Annotated in this window: 19 protein-coding genes; 4 read left to right on the top strand and 15 right to left on the bottom strand. The window is 38.3% G+C overall.

Going from position 1 to position 17,654, the window contains the following annotated elements; all coding sequences use genetic code 11:
- Positions 1–22: 22 nt before the first annotated feature.
- The 5 genes from M2R48_RS03425 to rpmI all read right to left on the bottom strand — a co-directional run bounded on the left by M2R48_RS03425 (position 23) and on the right by rpmI (position 2,153).
- Positions 23–553, bottom strand: coding sequence for an adenylate kinase (locus tag M2R48_RS03425; RefSeq protein ID WP_262085103.1), 531 nt, complete (start codon positions 551–553; stop codon positions 23–25).
- 97 nt (positions 554–650) lie between these two features.
- Positions 651–848, bottom strand: a complete 198-nt coding sequence (locus M2R48_RS03420; RefSeq protein WP_004723056.1) for a hypothetical protein — start codon at positions 846–848, stop codon at positions 651–653.
- A gap of 135 nt (positions 849–983) precedes the next feature.
- On the bottom strand, positions 984–1,361 hold the full coding sequence (locus M2R48_RS03415) for a hypothetical protein (RefSeq protein ID WP_262085102.1): 378 nt from the start codon (positions 1,359–1,361) through the stop codon (positions 984–986).
- A 226-nt stretch (positions 1,362–1,587) separates the two neighbouring features.
- Complete coding sequence (gene rplT / locus M2R48_RS03410) at positions 1,588–1,947, bottom strand: 50S ribosomal protein L20 (RefSeq protein WP_004723060.1); 360 nt, start codon at positions 1,945–1,947, stop codon at positions 1,588–1,590.
- Between the two features lie 11 nt (positions 1,948–1,958).
- Entirely contained in the window at positions 1,959–2,153 is a 195-nt protein-coding gene (gene rpmI / locus M2R48_RS03405) for a 50S ribosomal protein L35 (protein ID WP_002054552.1), read from the bottom strand.
- 224 nt (positions 2,154–2,377) lie between these two features.
- Between rpmI and M2R48_RS03400 the strand changes: the two genes are divergently transcribed.
- Together M2R48_RS03400 and M2R48_RS03395 are read left to right on the top strand one after the other, a co-directional pair.
- A complete protein-coding gene (locus tag M2R48_RS03400; protein ID WP_004723063.1) occupies positions 2,378–3,628 on the top strand; it encodes an MFS transporter in 1,251 nt (416 codons plus the stop codon).
- 137 nt (positions 3,629–3,765) lie between these two features.
- A complete protein-coding gene (locus M2R48_RS03395; RefSeq protein WP_262085101.1) occupies positions 3,766–4,521 on the top strand; it encodes a TonB family protein in 756 nt (251 codons plus the stop codon).
- A 56-nt stretch (positions 4,522–4,577) separates the two neighbouring features.
- Here the strand turns inward: M2R48_RS03395 and M2R48_RS03390 are convergent, their stop codons facing one another.
- From M2R48_RS03390 to M2R48_RS03345, 10 genes are all read right to left on the bottom strand, one after another.
- A complete protein-coding gene (locus M2R48_RS03390) occupies positions 4,578–5,003 on the bottom strand; it encodes a YqaA family protein (protein WP_262085100.1) in 426 nt (141 codons plus the stop codon).
- A gap of 4 nt (positions 5,004–5,007) precedes the next feature.
- Complete coding sequence (locus tag M2R48_RS03385) at positions 5,008–5,430, bottom strand: hypothetical protein (protein WP_262085099.1); 423 nt, start codon at positions 5,428–5,430, stop codon at positions 5,008–5,010.
- A 35-nt stretch (positions 5,431–5,465) separates the two neighbouring features.
- A complete protein-coding gene (locus M2R48_RS03380; RefSeq protein WP_004723070.1) occupies positions 5,466–5,753 on the bottom strand; it encodes a hypothetical protein in 288 nt (95 codons plus the stop codon).
- Positions 5,754–5,842: 89 nt separating this feature from the next.
- The gene (locus tag M2R48_RS03375) at positions 5,843–6,460 is read right to left on the bottom strand and encodes a glutathione S-transferase N-terminal domain-containing protein (RefSeq protein WP_262085098.1); all 618 of its coding nucleotides are present in this window, start codon (positions 6,458–6,460) and stop codon (positions 5,843–5,845) included.
- Positions 6,461–6,640: 180 nt separating this feature from the next.
- Positions 6,641–6,952 carry a hypothetical protein gene (locus M2R48_RS03370; protein WP_410004153.1) on the bottom strand — a complete coding sequence of 104 codons (312 nt, stop codon included), beginning with the start codon at positions 6,950–6,952 and terminating at the stop codon, positions 6,641–6,643.
- Between the two features lie 110 nt (positions 6,953–7,062).
- Positions 7,063–7,614: a translation initiation factor IF-3 gene (infC, locus tag M2R48_RS03365; RefSeq protein ID WP_081401514.1), complete on the bottom strand. Its 552-nt coding sequence runs from the start codon at positions 7,612–7,614 to the stop codon at positions 7,063–7,065.
- A 5-nt stretch (positions 7,615–7,619) separates the two neighbouring features.
- Positions 7,620–9,542, bottom strand: a complete 1,923-nt coding sequence (gene thrS, locus M2R48_RS03360) for a threonine--tRNA ligase (protein ID WP_004723075.1) — start codon at positions 9,540–9,542, stop codon at positions 7,620–7,622.
- Between the two features lie 219 nt (positions 9,543–9,761).
- Positions 9,762–10,922, bottom strand: coding sequence for an alanine racemase (locus tag M2R48_RS03355; protein ID WP_262085097.1), 1,161 nt, complete (start codon positions 10,920–10,922; stop codon positions 9,762–9,764).
- A gap of 52 nt (positions 10,923–10,974) precedes the next feature.
- The gene (locus tag M2R48_RS03350) at positions 10,975–12,288 is read right to left on the bottom strand and encodes a D-arabinono-1,4-lactone oxidase (protein WP_262085096.1); all 1,314 of its coding nucleotides are present in this window, start codon (positions 12,286–12,288) and stop codon (positions 10,975–10,977) included.
- Positions 12,289–12,300: 12 nt separating this feature from the next.
- Positions 12,301–14,055, bottom strand: a complete 1,755-nt coding sequence (locus M2R48_RS03345; RefSeq protein ID WP_262085095.1) for a neutral/alkaline non-lysosomal ceramidase N-terminal domain-containing protein — start codon at positions 14,053–14,055, stop codon at positions 12,301–12,303.
- A gap of 136 nt (positions 14,056–14,191) precedes the next feature.
- Between M2R48_RS03345 and M2R48_RS03340 the strand changes: the two genes are divergently transcribed.
- On the top strand, positions 14,192–15,247 hold the full coding sequence (locus M2R48_RS03340) for an AraC family transcriptional regulator (protein ID WP_262085094.1): 1,056 nt from the start codon (positions 14,192–14,194) through the stop codon (positions 15,245–15,247).
- A gap of 235 nt (positions 15,248–15,482) precedes the next feature.
- Complete coding sequence (locus M2R48_RS03335) at positions 15,483–17,129, top strand: acyl-CoA synthetase (RefSeq protein ID WP_262085093.1); 1,647 nt, start codon at positions 15,483–15,485, stop codon at positions 17,127–17,129.
- Positions 17,130–17,654: the final 525 nt, after the last annotated feature.

The following is a 17,654-nucleotide window of genomic DNA, read 5'->3' as shown; positions in this document are numbered from 1 at the left end:
GGGGGGGCTAAATTATAACGCGTCAAATAGACGCTAAAAATTCATCAATATCCTTTCGCGATTTTAAATGGATAAATCGAATATGTGAATATTGAGGATCATTTATCATTGTTATATATTGCTGACGATTTTTTTGATGCGTTTTAATCATCCACCAAATAATCGAATCACGACTAAACATTTTACTAAAACTTTCACGATTATTTGAACTCTCCCAAAGTCTGTGTCTAAAAATAGCACGACGAACAGCTCTCTGTATGGATTGGTAAAGATTGATATAAAAAGGAATATCCAACCAAATTACAGTATCAATATCTCGCCATTTGATCTGCGTAGTTCGCGTATAATTACCATCTATGACAAAACCAGATTTAGCTTGATCTAGTTTGGCCTGAATTTTCTGAAAAAATGCAGTATCGGTAGACTCTTGCCAATCATCCAGCCAGAATAAATCATCCAATTCAATGTAGGTGAGCTTTAATTTTTGAGCTAATCTTATTGAAAATGTTGTTTTTCCTGATGCAGAAGTCCCCACAACATTGATGCGTTTCATAAATTTAAGAACTCTCTAAAAATAAAAAGTAGCCAAATAAGCTACTTTAAATCACGTAACAACCCAATCATCATTCAATCATTTTAGCTGATCTATATCAAAATACGGGTCGTATGCTGAGTATCACTTTATGTTCATTTGCATGCTGATTAATATAGTGCTCAACTGCTGTTACTTCACCTTTAACTTCAGCATCTGCACCATACATCACTTTTAAAACTTCCCCAACTCTGGGTAGTAGTTGCAATTCAACTTCAATTGCACCTTGTTGTAAACCTTCAATCTCAACACGCATACCCACTCCATCATTTTCTATTATTCGTTGTTCTACTCTATGCGAGCTATTTCTAAAACAATAATGTTTTCACGTTGATATTGTGTAATGTGTATGCAAAGTTATTTGAATGTTTAAATCATTCGGATGGCCTGCTCAATCAGCATAATCCAAATCATCCTCGTCAATATTGATAAAATTTGCTGGTGGCGTAATTTCAAACCTGACGGCTTTAATCGTGAGATGATCGAGTAATTTTGCTTTTGCCACACGATGCATACCATCCATCACTCTGCCATCAGCAGATAGAATAATTGGATAACTTAGATCTGCCTGTTGTATCAGTTGAAAATGTTCAATCATTTGCTGTGTTGTTGGATGTGTATCTGGAAACCAATACGCTTCATTGAGTTCTTGTATATCGGATAATAGAACTTCATGGATTGGGAACTCTTGGCTTAGTTCAACCAGATGATGCACATCCCAAATATAAGTGTCTTCACCAACTTGGCGAAAGTGATATTGTTTGCGCATAAGACTAGAGATTTCTATAGTTTGGTCAATTCGATGCCATAACAAATAGTTAGAGCATCCGTAATGACAGATTTTACATCAACACAAATTTTACTGATTAGCGCTGTATTCGAACAATCAAACTCAATGAAAACTCATCTTAAAAATTCCTGCAAGAGTTTGAAAATAAATTTTTAGGCATAAAAAAGACCGCTAAAAAGCGGTCTTTTTTAATCATCAAAGATGATTAAGCAGCTAATGCGCCTTTAGCTTTTTCAGCTAAAGCAGCAAATGCAACTGAGTCATGCATAGCAATGTCAGCAAGTACGCGACGGTCGATGATCACTTGAGCTTTTTTCAAGCCATCGATCATACGGCTGTACGACAAACCATTTTGACGAGCACCAGCATTGATACGCGCAATCCATAAAGCACGGAATTGACGTTTCTTTTGACGACGGTCACGGTAAGCGTATTGACCTGCTTTAATTACTGCTTGGAACGCTACACGATAAACACGTGAACGCGCGCCATAGTAACCTTTAGCACGAGCAAGAATTTTTTTATGACGGCGATGAGCCTGTACACCACGTTTTACACGAGCCATTTATAATCTCCTTAGATGTATGGGCACATACGACGAACTGAATTCATGTCACTTACGTGAACCATGACACAACCGCGCAATTGACGAATACGTTTAGCAGATTTTTTGGTCAAAATGTGGCGTTTGAACGCTTGTTTACGCTTGAAACCGTTAGCAGTCGCTTTGAAACGCTTAGCTGCACCACGGCGAGTTTTTAACTTAGCCATAACAACCTCTTTAAACACCTGTTCGGTACGTTCGCACCATTGCGACAACGACCTGCAGGTAAGGGAGGCAGTATTCTAAATCATCTCTGTACAAAACAAAAGCAAAACATCCAACAATTTCACAATTCCCCAATGTAATTTTCGATGTAAATTTCACCTAGTTTTATAAGAAAAATCAGGATGAAATCTTTATAATCATCACATCATGATAAAACTGGACAGTTATGACCCCTGCACAGGATGCTTTTGCTGCGCTTCGCTATCGAGATTTCTCAATTGTTACCATCAATCAATTTTGTTTAACACTCGCAATTCTAATTCAAGAAATTATTGTTGCCTATTCACTCTATCAAATTACCAAAGACCCGCTTACCTTGGGTCTGATTGGACTAGCAGAAGCAATCCCGTTTATTGCACTGTCGCTTTGGGGTGGTTATTTTGCTGATAAGTTGAATAAACAAACCATTATGAAAGTTTGCTTATTCTTCTCCTTCCCTTTGCCATTGGTGCTTTGGTGGTTATTTCACAGTTATGATCATGGCCAAATTGGTGTGACTACACTGTCTTGGGGGATTTATGCGGTTATTTTTGGTTTGGGTACCATCCGAGGTTTCTATAATCCATCAGCAACCTCATTAAAACCATTTTTAATTCCTCGTGAACTGTATGCCAATGGTGCAACATGGACCACGATTGGATGGCAAAGTGGTGTCATTATTGGCCCAATGCTGGGTGGTTTTATGCTGGCAGGAATCGGTCGTGAAAATAGCTTACTCTCGGTAGCAGTACTTTTATTTATTTGCTTCTGTCTGATTAACTTATTAAAGAAGCGTACTTTTCCAACTATGGAACAAGACAATCTTTGGGACAGTTTAAGTGAAGGTTTTCGCTTTATTTGGAAAACCAAAATTGTACTGTGGGCCATATCTTTAGATTTGGTTTCAGTGCTGTTTGGTGGTGTGATTGCCCTACTGCCAATTTTTGCAGAAGATATTCTAAAAGTTGGACCTGAAGGTTTAGGTTATTTACGTGCAGCTCCCTCTATTGGCGCATTAATAACCATGATCGCTTTAACCAAATTTCCACCTACACATCATGCATGGCGAAATATGCTGATTGCTGTTGCTGGTTTTGGGGTGTTTACCATTATCTTTGCATTCTCAAACAACGTCTGGCTCTCTTTATTTGCTTTGGCTATGACTGGTGCTTGTGACAGTATCTCAGTGGTTGTACGCCAAACCATTTTACAAGTTTACCCACCTGAAAATATGCGTGGCCGTGTCGCTGCGGTGAATGGGATGTTTGTTTCATCGAGTAATGAATTGGGCGCATTTGAATCTGGGCTGGCTGCAAAATATTTAGGAACAATCACAGCCACTGTATTTGGTGGATGTATGACCTTGGCTGTCGTCGCAATAAGTTGGGTAAAAACTTCTGATTTATTCAAAGTAGACATCACCAAAGGCCAAGAATAATGTGTTTGGCTGAATAAAAAACAGTAAAAAAATGCACCTTCGGGTGCATTTTCTATTGCGAGAATACAAAATTCGATAAATACTTTGCGCAATTAAACTACTCTCATGCGTATTAAACTGCATGGATTGCCAAACCTATGAATAAAGCTCTTTTTACCACTTGTTTATTGTGCCTTTCAACCTATAGCTATAGTGCGGATAAACTTCCTACAATAAAAGTCAAAGGGGAGCAATCTGAACAAAATGATCCTCAGCATTTGACTACACGTATACAATGGGTCAAATTTCCTCAAATTCACTATCAAATCGCTGAATTAAAAGATCAAGATCGTTCAGCGATCATTCGCGTAAAAGCCAATAATGCTGGTGAAGTCACAGATGCCGATATCCAAGAGAGTACAGGCATCCGTGCATTGGATCAGAAACTTGTAGATGCTGTGGAAAATGCAAAAGTAAAACCCTATTCCAAAAATGGAAAAGCCATTGCTTTAGTCGGTTATCAAACATTTACCTTAACGCTAGAGAATGCAACGGATCATGTTCAGCGCGCTAAGCAATGTACATATAGCTTTAATTCAAAAAATTGGAACAAACAACAACTCGATAAGTCGGTTGCCTTTGTTTATTTAAAACAACCACAACTTGCACTGGATCAATCACTATTAAAAAATAAAGATCGCACAGTAAAGTTTAAATTTAAAGCCAATAAGCAAGGCGAAATTACCCAAGTTAAGCTAACTCAACGTTCTGGTATTAATGCACTTGATCAACAAGTACTTGCAGCCGTTGAGCATGCATCAATCAATGTAAAACGTTCTTATCGTACTTTATGGATCTATAAACAATCCAGCTTCAATGATGCGATTCAATTTAAAATCAATGAATGTAAATAAATTCATCAAGATGCGTCTTTCAAGGTTAAAGATAGTTTGTGTTTTTAACCTTTTTATTAAAATAATCCGATATACACCAAATAAATAAAAACATAGCGACCACCTTTTGCAATGGTCACGATCAAAAGAAAACGCCAAAAGTTCTCTTTCATTAGCCCTGCAATAAGTGTGATTGGATCTCCAATAATTGGAGTCCAGCTTAATAACAAAGACCAAAAGCCATACTTTTGATATATTTCTTCCGCTTTAAGCATATTTTTTTCAGAAACGGGAAACCATTTCTTATCTTTAAACTGCTCGATTTTGAGTCCCAAATACCAATTCACGCATGAACCTAAAACATTGCCAATCGTTGCAACAGCAAGCAGTAAATACGCAGAATATTGTGTTTGTACCAGTAGCCCAACCAATACTGCTTCAGACTGCAACGGGAGTAAAGTAGCAGCGCCAAATGCAGAGAGAAATAATAGAAAATAAGCCATAAAATTAGCTAATATTGGGTTTAGGTTTTAAGGTATAAGTCAAGAATGACAGTATAAATGGAGCAAAAAAAGCCAACCAAAATGAAATATCTGATTTAAAAAATTTCTGCAACAATGTGAGTTGAGCTTTACCCTCTGAAATCGCTTGCCAATCGATTTTGATATGAATAAAGCCGTAGAATAAAACAATAAAATAAAGCGAAAGCAAAACGAGTAAGATAGTGGTATTCAAAAGACTTTGCTGTAATTTACTTTGAAAAATACCAAAGACCATAGCAAAAACCAAGCCTGAAACACTCACGATGCTAAAAATAATAAACCAGAAATAATCATATGCAGAGTGATACTGCAAGATACTACAAAGCATTGCTGTGATCAGCATCACACCAAAAGAGATAAGGAAATGCCAAACAAAGTTTTGCTTCATACTCTCCCCTGTTGAATGCACTACTTACAGTTCAATTATCCTAAATTTAGCATTTTTTTGGTTTTACGATACTGAAAATGCGCCCAAATGATCGCCAATAACATAAAGATAATCCGAGACCATTGATAGCGTTGCGCAATCGGGTCGATCACGCTTCTAATCAGGGCTGACGCTTGACCATTTAATTGCTCTAAAATATTTTGGATATGCACAATTTCCGCAATATAGAGCATTAAACAACCGGCAATACCGACAATAATACTCCAGTAGATTTTTGGATTTGTTTCTAATATTTTCGTAAAGTTCAAAAAGAAATCTTTCATGACTAAAGCCCGCCAACCATCCAAAAATCGATTATTTAAAAAATAAAAAACCACGTCACGTGGTTTCTCATCTTAACATAAAATACATTTTACACTTTGATTGATAGCGCTCTTTGTATCGCTGGGCGCGCAGTTAAACGCTCAATATATTCTTTAACATAAGGATAATCATCTAGCGCTATTTGCTGCCACTCATAGCGTAATACCCACGGTAAAATGGCCATATCTGCAATCGAATATTCACCAGCCACATATTTTTGTCCAATGAGCTGCTTATTCAAAACACCATACAAACGTTGAGTTTCAGTAACATAACGATCAATTGCATAAGGAATTTTTTCTTTAGCAAATTTACCAAAATGATGGTTTTGCCCTAACATCGGTCCTAACCCGCCCATTTGCCACATTAACCACTGTTCAACTTCAACACGATCTTGCTCATCGCTTGGATAATACAGTCCTGTTTTACGGCCAAGATATTGCAAGATTGCACCTGATTCAAACACTGAAATCGGCTCACCATTTGGACCATTTTGATCGACAATCGCGGGGATTTTGTTGTTGGGTGAGATACGAAGAAAATCGGGCTGGAACTGGTCATTCTCTAAGATGTTGATGGGAAAAATCTGATAATCCAAACCCATTTCTTCAAGTGCAATGGTAATTTTATGACCATTGGGAGTACCCCAATAATAGAGATCAATCATATTTCATCCTTCTTCGTTTTCACGTATTTTCTGAATTTTATTGCGTTAATCGTTTACTTTTATAACATGAATTGGCTTGATTCAGTATGCTATAAAAAGAGATTATTCTAATAATCTATTCTAAAATTATGTTATTGCATTTTATTAAACACAGTACGTTCTCATATTATGATATTGATTTCAAATATCTACTTCAGCAATTGCATCTATATATGCTTTGGCCTTCTCACCCACAAATTTACGACCTGCATTGTTTCCCAATATCCACTCATCTGGATTAAATAAGTCAAATAAACCAACTTTCACTAAGGTGGGGATCGCGAGGATCAGTTCTTGTTCAATCTCGCCTCTTAAACCTGAGTTATACAGATTGATATTATGCAACATGGTTGCCACTGTGCCCGTTTGTACAGCACTACCATCCTTTAATTTAACCACAGGCAAGACCTCACCTGCTTGAATAATTTTTTTGGTTAATACTCGATAGCGCATTTGAATTTTGAGTAGATGACATATCAACTCCGCTCGATTCAGATTAATTCACCTACATTTTAACGTAAAAAAGCACTGCTTAATGCAGTGCTTTTTTAACAGATGAATAATTACTTTTTCTTTTTAGGTCCAAGTAACATACCCATTTGACGGCCTTCCATTTTTGGTGCTTGTTCAACAATACCAAACTCTGCTACGTCTGCTTCAATTTTTTGCAATTGTGCAAGACCCAACTGTTGGTGAGCCATTTCACGACCACGGAAACGTAGAGTAATTTTGACTTTGTTGCCTTCTTCAAGAAACTTCAGAATAGCACGCAACTTAACATTGTAATCACCAACGTCTGTACCAGGGCGCAACTTAATTTCTTTCACTTGAACTTGATGCTGTTTCTTTTTCGCATCTTTTTGCTTTTGCTTCAAGTCAAATAAATGTTTGTTGAAATCCATGATTTTACAAACAGGTGGCTCTGCATTCGCCACGATCTCAACAAGATCAAGATCAACTTCTTCAGCAGCACGCAAAGCTTCAGCAAGTGAAACGATGCCTTTTTGCTCTCCATCTGCAGCAACGAGACGCACATCTTTCGCTTTGATCTCATCATTTAATGCAGGACGATTACTTTTAGCACCTTGTTGTTGGTTACGGTCAGGCTGTTTAATCTTTCTTACTCCACAATATACCGGCCGCGTTCGGCTACGGCTGCTTTCACTAGGTCAATAAATGCGTCTATTGACATAGTACCTAAATTTTTTCCAGAGCGAGTACGAACATTCACAGTCCCTTCCTCTACTTCTCGATCTCCAAGTACCAATAGGTATGGAATACGCTCTAGTGTACGCTCACGAATCTTAAAGCCGATTTTCTCATTTCTCAAGTCTGAAATTGCTCGAATTCCATTTTCTTTGAGTTTTGCGACGACTTGCTCACAAGCTTCCGCTTGAGAATCCGTAATATTCATGACACATGTTTGGATTGGAGCCAACCATGGTGGCATAAAGCCTGCGTAGTGTTCAATTAGTATACCAATAAAACGTTCAAAACTGCCAAGAATTGCACGATGTAACATCACAGGATGGTCACGATCGTTATCTTCTGTTACATATGAAGCGTCTAAACGTAACGGTAAGTTAAAATCACACTGAATTGTACCGCACTGCCAGATACGTCCTAAACAGTCTTTTAATGAAAATTCAATCTTCGGACCGTAGAAAGCACCTTCTCCAGGTTGTTCTTCCCATTTAAGATTTGCAGCATCTAAAGCATCTGCTAAAGATTTTTCTGCAACATCCCAAAGTTCATCAGCACCCACACGTTTTTCAGGACGTGTAGACAATTTCATTTGAACTTCTTCAAAACCAAAATCTTTATAAACATCTAAAGTCAGTTTAATAAAGTCTGCAACTTCTTTACCAATTTGTTCAGTTGTACAGAAAATATGTGCATCATCTTGAGTAAAGCCACGTACACGCATAATCCCGTGTAACGAACCTGATGGCTCATTACGATGGCATGAACCAAACTCTGCCAAACGAATTGGAAGATCACGGTAAGATTTTAAACCTTGGTTAAACACTTGAACGTGACATGGGCAGTTCATTGGTTTTACCGCATAGTTACGACTTTCTGAATGTGTCGTAAACATATTTTCTGCATAGTTGGCAGCATGACCCGATTTTTCCCACAAAGTGAAGTCTACAATTTGTGGTGTTTTAATCTCTTGGTAGCCGTTGTCCTGTTGAACTTTACGCATGTATTGTTCAAGCACTTGGTAGATCGTCCAACCATTGGCATGCCAAAACACCATACCTGGTGCTTCTTCTTGCATATGGAACAAATCTAAAGCTTTACCAATTTTACGATGGTCACGCTTTTCAGCTTCTTCAATACGCTTGATATATGCTGCTAATTCTTTTTTGTCTGCCCAAGCAGTACCATAAATACGCTGTAATTGTTCATTCTTAGCATCACCACGCCAGTAAGCGCCAGAGATTTTAGTCAATTTGAATGACTTTAAAAATTTAGTATTCGGTACGTGTGGACCACGACACATATCTAAATAATCTTGATGATAGTACAAGCCCATTTGAGTTTCTTCAGGCATGTCAGCAATCAAACGTAACTTATAATCTTCACCACGTGCAGTGAACTCTGCAATCACATCATCACGAGGTGTCATTTTTTTAATGACGTCATAATCTTGATCGATGAGCTTTTTCATGCGCGCTTCGATTGCAGCCATATCATCTAAAGTAAATGGACGAGGCATCCAGATGTCATAGTAGAAACCTTCTTCAATGACCGGACCAATCACCATTTTTGCTTCAGGGAAGAGTTGTTTTACCGCATGACCCACCAAGTGTGCACAAGAGTGACGAATAATTTCTACACCGTCTTGATCTTTTGGAGTGATGATTTGTAAGGTTGAGTCTTCGGTAATTAAATCACTTGCATCGACTAAGCGACCATTTACTTTCCCAGCAACTGTATTTTTAGCCAGTCCAGGTCCAATACTTTGAGCAACTTCCATAACGGAAACAGCTTGATCAAAACTTTTTTGATCGCCATTTGGCAATGTGATAATAGGCATATTTAAAAATCCTTAAGGAGTGATGCCCCGTACAATGGAGCATGTCACCGCGAGATTATGATCGAGGAAGATCCTCAAGATAAAATCGGTGGAACAAAATAAAAGTGTGTCGAATTTTACACCTTTACAGCATATTTATAAACCTTTGTCTTAAAATTATTCTTTATTCTGATTTAAATTGTACTTTTGATTATCCACCAACTTCCTCTTTTTGGAACATTACTCTCTAAAGGTTTCCCACGCTTCAAAATCTCGATTTTTATAACAATATAATTTATGAAATTGAGGAATAATCGCTTCGCTTTGTGTGGGTCTTAAAAATACAAAATCATCAACAGCTATTTCAGTGCTTTTAGGCACATTAACCATTTCCTGATTGGTACTCCGCCCATAAAGTGCATGCGGATGAATCCCTCGCGGATAAACATAATGCGCCATCCAATATCCACCATAAACAAATAAGGCTTTAGAGCTATGTGGTAATTTATCTAAAACCTCTAATCCAGGTAACTGGGTAAATGGCAGTACTTTTAAAACAGGGGTTGAAATCCATAATGCAGCTTGTAAAACACTTAAACCATCGCTGTCAAAGTCGCTTGGTTTAAGTAACATAGAGCCAAAAGAAAGATCATTGCACACACTTTGCTCCACATGGAGATAAAATGTAGGACTACCACCACCATTAAAACAAAGATCAGCTCGCCATAAATGCGGAAATTGCTGTTGAATAATATTTTTATAATTTTGATAAATGTCTTGTGACTCTCGATACGCGACATCAATCTTTTTAATCACTGGAGGTAGCTTCGTCACATGGGCATCATAGCCCATCAAGCCAGCAAGTACTAAATGCTCAGGATTTTGTTCAATCAATCTTAATATTTCGATGAGTGCAAAATCGGAACGAATACCACCGCGATGCAAACCCACATCAATTTCAATATTGATTTTAAGCGTTAAGCTAAACTGTTTTGCAACCTCAAGATACTGTAATAAACGTGCTTTGGAATCAATTAACCATTGTATATCGGCTTGTCTGCAATTTTGATTCATCGCATAAAAATGCTGAATAGTGCTTACAGGCATCGGTTTCCCAAACAACACATCTACATCCGAAAAGTTCTCAAGGATTGGTAAAAGCTGTGGCATATGAAACACCATAAACCGTTGAGTCGAAAGCTTTAGACTAATGGTTTTTAATAATGCTAAGCATGCCAAAGACTTTACCACGATACGTGGTTGCAAATGGCTTCCGTATTGAAGCTTTTTGGCAATGTATTGTAGATTTTGTTCAAGCGCCTGATCATCAACAATTAACCGAGGTAATGCACCATTTGACTGTTTTAAATCACGATTTAATTGCTCAAAAAAGTTGTTCATAGTCTACCTTTATGGTCTATTTTAGTTTTACCCATTCACTTAATTTTATCCATTATTCAGATAAGAATAGCTTTTCTAAATAAGGATTTAAAAACTTTCTGCTTGGATCAAGTCGTTCTCGCAACTGCATAAACGCATCCCACTTAGGGTATAAAGTTTTAAGTTGTGTTGCTGTCATACTATGCATTTTCCCCCAATGTGGTCGCCCTTGATAATGTTGCAAAATCGACTCAACTTCATTAAATAATTGTCTAGGTGCTTGCTTATGATATTGGTGTACTGAGATGGAAATAGAGTCCCGCTGATAAAACGGACTCAACCAAATATCATCACCTTTGACAAATCGAAACTCCACAGGGAAAAAGGTTTGTGCTTTTGAGTTTTTTAGCGCTGCTAGAACAGCTTGCAAACATTCCACCCCCAATTCAACTGGAACCTGATATTCCATTTCATTAAATTTCGTTTCACGCGGTGTCGGGAAAATCTTGCCTGACCAATCAACAAATGTGCTTGGCTTAATAAAAACGCCTAAGAGCTTTTGTAGTTTTGGATTCAATGCTGGAAAAGATTTGGTTAACTCGCAACATAAGGTTAATAACGTATCCTCAGATGGCCATGATTCAGTGCGTGGTTGAACCTCATCTTCAGTAATATCTAAGGTTTTTAAAATCAATTTATCTGCATGAGAAAATGCAAAACACTCGATATGCCGATGTTGTGCTTTCCATTGGTCAATATTTTGAATAAAGTCTTTGACCGCACACAGTCTAACTTGCTCTTTAAGTTTATAGCGTGGTTTATTCTGCATGGTGATTTTAGTCAAAATCCCTAAACTCCCTAAAGACACTCGTCCTGCTGCAAAAATATCTGGATTTTCATGGCGATTACAATGAAGAATTTCTCCTGATGCTGTGAGTAATTCAAATGCTTGCACATAACCTGAAAGACAATGTAAGCCCACGCCTGTACCATGTGTTCCCGTTGAAACAGCACCAGCTAAACTTTGCTGGTCAATATCACCCTGTTGCATTAAAGACTGCTGCATCGGTTCTAAATATTGCCCTAAATTAAATAATCGTGTTCCAGCCCAAATACTGGCTTGGGCAAATTCAGTATTGACTTGATCCACACCAGAAAGACTATCCAAAGACAGCAATGTTGCATCGGTACTCACCAAAGGTGTAAATGAATGCCCTGCTCCCACCACTCGAATCTTTGCTTGGGTTTGGACAATGTGTTTTAACTCATCAAGACTGTCAGGCTTTAAAATCTGCTCAGGGTGAGACTGTTGATAGCCAGACCAATTGTTCCATTTTTGCTGATTTAATTTGTGCTTGTTCGGTGCTTGATTAATCAATTGATTCATAATGCTCATCCTTTAGCGTACAGCCGTTTTTAAATTGCCGTGATTTGTTCTTTTTTCTATTTCGTGTGGTGGAATCGCTGCGGGGCGTGTGATTTGGTCATATTCTCGTTGAGATTTATCTAGACTCAACTGCGTTGCCAATTGCTGAAATTTGTACTGAATTGCCGCATGTGTCCATTGACCATATAAAGTATGTGCACCTTCATAAGCTTGTTGCTGGTATTCTTCATTGGTGGTGATATAGCCCATATAATCATTGCAATAAGACACCAAACCAACCTTTGAAATACCATGCTGCTTTGAGAACTGTTTTGCCACAGTCTGAATCACACGTTGTCCTGCTGTTGTGGTAATTTCTCCGGGGCAACAAATCAAAGCCAATTGACCAATTTGGATAATCTGTAGCGGAACAACACTTGGAACCAATGGGCTGTCTTGAATGGCACCGGCTTTAACTTGGCGATTCATTTCTGCAATTAAAGGGTCAAAAATACTTGGGGGAAAATCTAAACCTTTACCCAGCAACTGATTGTCTGGACTTTCTAAAACAATCTCTTTCGGAAATTGTGAGTCATAGAGCGCTTTATATTTGCTGTACCGCAGAGAATTCGAGTTTGCTAAACGTTGCTTACGTACTCGCTTAGCGAGTAATGACATTACTTTAAGAATTGCTGTAGGTGTTCCTTTACCATCTATTGGCGTTCCCCCGAAGAAACCGACACCATGACAAGCGGCACTGGTTTTAGCGCCTTGTATCCCCTGACTAAATTCACTTGGCACATCGACTTGACTCAGATCTATATAGGATAAAACAGCATCGACACTGCCTTGGAGTAAACATGCTTCCATCGCATTGTTGGTGTTTTTTTCAAGCGGTGTAGTCAGTGCTTTAATCGCAATTTCACTTTGATAACGCCCATTTTGCTCAGCATATTGATATTCTTTTTCGCCCTTAATTTTATTGCGAATCGCATCTTGTTTGGGGCCATGAAAATGTGGCGATACATCTCCTGCTGTTGCTTGTGCAAAAATGGCAACTGGGTGTGGAATACCTTGTGTTAATAGATAATGTTCACTTATCGCCGCAGCATAGCCTTTATTGTCACCATCATGGGCTTTGAGTTGACTACTCAAACAGGTTGCATGTACTCCAAATAATGAAATAAAGGAACATAATTGATCATCACGGTAAAACCCGATTAATTGCATTTCACGATTTAAGGCGAGATGGGTTTCTGCTTCGGTTCTTTGAATCACATCGGGGTTACGATTATATGCCTGCAATGATCGATTCCATGCCACTGGAATATCATGAGGAAATTGGCAACTTTGATAACGAAGTTCGGTTTCTTTTTCAGTGTCTAAGGCATTGGAAATACTGAGCATGACCGCATTTACTACCGCTTCAACATGCTCTGGAACAAACCCTGGGGTCGGCATATTGTATAAAGCTTCATAAGCACAACCGCCAGGGCCAGAATGAGTATGGGTTGCCATCAAGACCAAATGCTGTTCATTAAATTGCTCAGCTAGTTGTTGTTTTAAGCGCTCAACAACACCACTGCGGATCGCATAAGTAATACAACCAAAATCCAGACAACAAAAAATAATGGGCTGTTCTAAAGCTAAACGACGGATAGTGAATGTACGAGCAAACAACGCTGTACGTTTTTGATAAGCACGATGCGACCACATACCATAACCAAACATGGCATAACCTTGCGGCTGAATGTCTATTTCTTGTTTATCCCAACCCACCATAAACATATGCGGTCATCCTTTATCTTTTTTATGTCAGCGAATTTATATCTGCGAATACCAGAAGTAGATTGAATCTTAATCAAAAATATGCGATACCAACTAGGGTAAAAGCAACAATAATATGGGGGGCTAAGCGGACTTTATGAGCTTGCAGCAAAAGGAAATTGCCAATTCTCAATTTTATATTCCACCAATGATACTGACGAGTTTGGTTCATTATGCAGAACAACAACACTGGCAATATGACAATTGGTTCGCAGCACAAAATTTAGACTTGGAACAAATTCGCCAAGGGCATGGTTTTGTTGGTTTTTCAGAACTCTGTGAGGTTATTCATCTCGCAGTTAAAGATACCCAGCAACAAAATTTAGGTTTATTGCTGGGCAGTAGTGAAGGTCAGATTTCAATTGGTATTTTGGGCTTTGCCATGCAAGCCTGTAAAACAGTAGCTGAAGCATTGGAGACCGCACTGCACTATCATCCCATTTCAGGCAGTGTCTTAGATTTAACCGTCAATCTTGTTGATGATTATTGTGAAATTGAACTTTTTGAGCGAAGTAACTGTGATGAGCTAAAAGCATTTTTCTGTGATGAAGTTTTTGCCAGTATTATTACCTGTGTCAATATGATGCTAGACGAGAGCTATGAGTTGGTGAGCCTGGAACTCAGCTATGATCACTCAGCATATATCAATGATTATCAAAGAATTTTCAATTGTCCAATTTATTTTAAAACAGCTAAAAATATCATCCGATTTAACAAAACACTCTTGTCGAGAAGTCTTAAAAACTATAGCCCTGTCAATTATCAAAGTGCAATTCTGATTTGTGATCAAGCTTTAAAACAATTTGATCAAATGAATCAACACAGTTTGGCAAAGGTATTAGCACATTTGATTGAAAGCCATCTACCTGAACGCTTTGATATGCAACAAGCAGCACAATATTTTCATTTTAGCGAACGCCATTTACGGCGTTTACTACTCAATGAGGGGCTAAATTTTCAGTTTTTAAAGCAACAGGTGTTAGAAAAAAAAGCCAAACAATGGATTGAAGAAAATCAATCGATGAGTGAAATCAGTTTCAACCTTGGTTTTAGTGAGTTAAGGGAATTTCGTCGTGCGTTTAAAAAATGGACTGGATCTTCGCCAACGGAATACAAAAAAGCGAAACTGCTGAGTTCAGTTATTCATATTTGAATAACGGGATTTTAAATAAGATTCTGCATAAAATCAGGATTAACATTACATCAATCTTCCAAAATATTAATTTAATTCAATAAATTAAATATTCCAAAAAATATTTAAATAAGGGTAAAGATGTCTAACGATGCATATTTAGCTGGAATACTCGACTAAAGCCTAAATGAATTCTGACAGGCTTATGCATATCTTTTAAACACGGAAATTAGAACAAATATAGATGGAGCTAAACATGGTCAGTGCCTATGATCAATTACCACGAACCCCTGCAAACTTTGTAGCATTATCACCTTTACGTTACCTAGAGCGTGCAGCCTACATTTATCCAAATCAAGATGCGATTGTACATGGTGCTCGTCATATCTCTTGGCGTGACACCTATACACGTTGTCGTCAATTTGCCCATCAATTACAAAATCTTGGGATTCAAAAAAACGATACTGTTTCAGTTCTTTTACCCAATATCCCTGCGATGGTCGAAGCGCATTTTGCAGTCCCTATGGCTGGTGCTGTTTTAAATACCCTGAATACTCGTTTAGATGCCAAAACCATTGCGTTTATGTTAGAGCATGCTGAAACCAAAGTTCTTTTGGTTGACCCTGAGTTTGCGGCTTTGGCTAAAGAAGCGGTAGCGCTTATTGCTCAACAGATCTATATCATTGATGTTGCAGATGAGGAATACGAAAACAATGATGCTACTGCACGTATTGGTCAAATTGAATATGAGGAATGGCTAAAAGGTGGCGATGTAGATTTTGAGTGGCATTTACCTCAGGATGAATGGGATGCGATTAGTCTAAATTATACCTCTGGCACTACAGGCAATCCGAAAGGTGTGGTTTATCACCATCGTGGTGCTTATATCAATGCGGCCAGTAATATCATCGCCTGTGGTATGACACCACGTTGTAAATATTTATGGACACTTCCCCTATTCCATTGCAATGGCTGGTGTTTTGCTTGGACTGTTGCAGCCAATGGCGGTACCAATATCTGCTTACGTAAAATTGATCCTGAGTTAGTTTATCAACTCATTGATCAATACAAAGTTGACTATTTCTGTGGTGCACCGATTGTCTTGTCGATGTTGATCAACACCCCGAAAGAACAACAAATTAAATTTGAACATCATGTAGAAGTAATGGTGGCTGGTGCTGCACCGCCTGCGGCAATTATTGAAGGAATGCATCATATTGGTATTCAAGTCAATCATGTCTATGGTCTCACTGAAACTTATGGCCCTTCTGCATTATGTGCAGCTCAAGCAGGTTGGAGTGACCTGTCTATTCAAGAGCAAGCACAATTACATTCGCGCCAAGGTGTACCGTATCCATTACAAGATGGTATGCGTGTGTTAGATGCTGAAACGATGCAACCTGTGCCTAATGACGGTAAGACCATGGGAGAAATTATGTTCCGTGGCAACATTGTTATGAAAGGCTATTTAAAAAATACCAAAGCCACAGAAGAAGCCTTTAAAGGTGGCTGGTTTCATACGGGTGATTTAGCGGTTTGCCAGCCCGATGGTTATGCAAAAATTATGGACCGTTCAAAAGACATCATTATTTCAGGTGGTGAAAATATCTCATCTTTAGAAGTTGAAGAGGTTCTTTATACTCACCCCGCAATTATGACTGCGGCAGTGGTTGCGCAACCTGATCCGCGTTGGCAAGAAGTTCCTTGTGCCTTTATAGAACTTAAACAAGGTGCAGAAACCACACCTGAAGAGGTGATTGAATTCTGCAAACAGCATTTGGCACGCTTTAAAGTCCCTAAAAATGTGGTGATTTGTGAGATTCCAAAAACATCGACAGGTAAATTGCAAAAATTTATCTTACGCGACTGGGCAAAAGAGCGCTCAGTGGGTGAGTTTAATTAGCCTACCCGTTTAAATTATCCAATTTACCTTCCTCTTCTCAGTAAAAATAAACGACTGTTTTTATTTAAAAGGTCATACTGTCGAGTAAGGTAAATTGATGAAAGGGTGAGATAAATTATTGAAATAGAACGGTAAATCTGTGAAAATGGGCTTAAAACTTTCATTTCTCATTTCTCGACTTCATTTTAGAAATTATGCTTTTCTTGTCGCTTATTGATAGCACCATTAAAACTTTTTGATCGTTTAAATATAGCAAATGATGAATAGACTTCGTACAGAAATAGAACCCAATTTTGAAACAGCACAACAACATTACCCGCTCGTACTCAAATTGATTGCTAATTGCCTAGGGTCTATTGACAATTCGTCTATGTTTGCGACTACGTGTGTTTTTTAGGCGATACTAGGCGCGAAATACGAAATTTAGTCATTCTAAATGATGAGAAACATCGTTTCGCAAGGTAACACGTAGCGGCAAAAAACACGCTAGTCCCCCGCTGCGCCTTGCGCTGCAAACAAAGCAGT

The organism is Acinetobacter sp. I-MWF, assembly GCF_025433935.1.
Lineage (GTDB): Bacteria > Pseudomonadota > Gammaproteobacteria > Pseudomonadales > Moraxellaceae > Acinetobacter > Acinetobacter guillouiae.
The sequence above is the reverse complement of the archived record's forward strand: the minus strand, read 5'-3'. Positions and strand labels throughout refer to the sequence as shown.

Coding starts and splice junctions, on each gene's coding strand:
- M2R48_RS03375 (WP_262085098.1), bottom strand. CDS start 6,460: ATGATTGATCTCTATTATTGGGGTACTCCCAATGGTCATAAAATTACC.
- M2R48_RS03415 (WP_262085102.1), bottom strand. CDS start 1,361: ATGCGCAAACAATATCACTTTCGCCAAGTTGGTGAAGACACTTATATT.
- M2R48_RS03400 (WP_004723063.1), top strand. CDS start 2,378: ATGACCCCTGCACAGGATGCTTTTGCTGCGCTTCGCTATCGAGATTTC.
- M2R48_RS03380 (WP_004723070.1), bottom strand. CDS start 5,753: ATGAAAGATTTCTTTTTGAACTTTACGAAAATATTAGAAACAAATCCA.
- M2R48_RS03350 (WP_262085096.1), bottom strand. CDS start 12,288: ATGAATCAATTGATTAATCAAGCACCGAACAAGCACAAATTAAATCAG.
- M2R48_RS03335 (WP_262085093.1), top strand. CDS start 15,483: ATGGTCAGTGCCTATGATCAATTACCACGAACCCCTGCAAACTTTGTA.
- rpmI (WP_002054552.1), bottom strand. CDS start 2,153: ATGGCTAAGTTAAAAACTCGCCGTGGTGCAGCTAAGCGTTTCAAAGCG.
- M2R48_RS03425 (WP_262085103.1), bottom strand. CDS start 553: ATGAAACGCATCAATGTTGTGGGGACTTCTGCATCAGGAAAAACAACA.
- rplT (WP_004723060.1), bottom strand. CDS start 1,947: ATGGCTCGTGTAAAACGTGGTGTACAGGCTCATCGCCGTCATAAAAAA.
- M2R48_RS03385 (WP_262085099.1), bottom strand. CDS start 5,430: ATGAAGCAAAACTTTGTTTGGCATTTCCTTATCTCTTTTGGTGTGATG.
- M2R48_RS03340 (WP_262085094.1), top strand. CDS start 14,192: ATGAGCTTGCAGCAAAAGGAAATTGCCAATTCTCAATTTTATATTCCA.
- M2R48_RS03355 (WP_262085097.1), bottom strand. CDS start 10,922: ATGAACAACTTTTTTGAGCAATTAAATCGTGATTTAAAACAGTCAAAT.
- M2R48_RS03370 (WP_410004153.1), bottom strand. CDS start 6,952: ATGCGCTATCGAGTATTAACCAAAAAAATTATTCAAGCAGGTGAGGTC.
- M2R48_RS03395 (WP_262085101.1), top strand. CDS start 3,766: ATGAATAAAGCTCTTTTTACCACTTGTTTATTGTGCCTTTCAACCTAT.
- M2R48_RS03390 (WP_262085100.1), bottom strand. CDS start 5,003: ATGGCTTATTTTCTATTATTTCTCTCTGCATTTGGCGCTGCTACTTTA.
- M2R48_RS03420 (WP_004723056.1), bottom strand. CDS start 848: ATGCGTGTTGAGATTGAAGGTTTACAACAAGGTGCAATTGAAGTTGAA.
- M2R48_RS03345 (WP_262085095.1), bottom strand. CDS start 14,055: ATGTTTATGGTGGGTTGGGATAAACAAGAAATAGACATTCAGCCGCAA.
- thrS (WP_004723075.1), bottom strand. CDS start 9,542: ATGCCTATTATCACATTGCCAAATGGCGATCAAAAAAGTTTTGATCAA.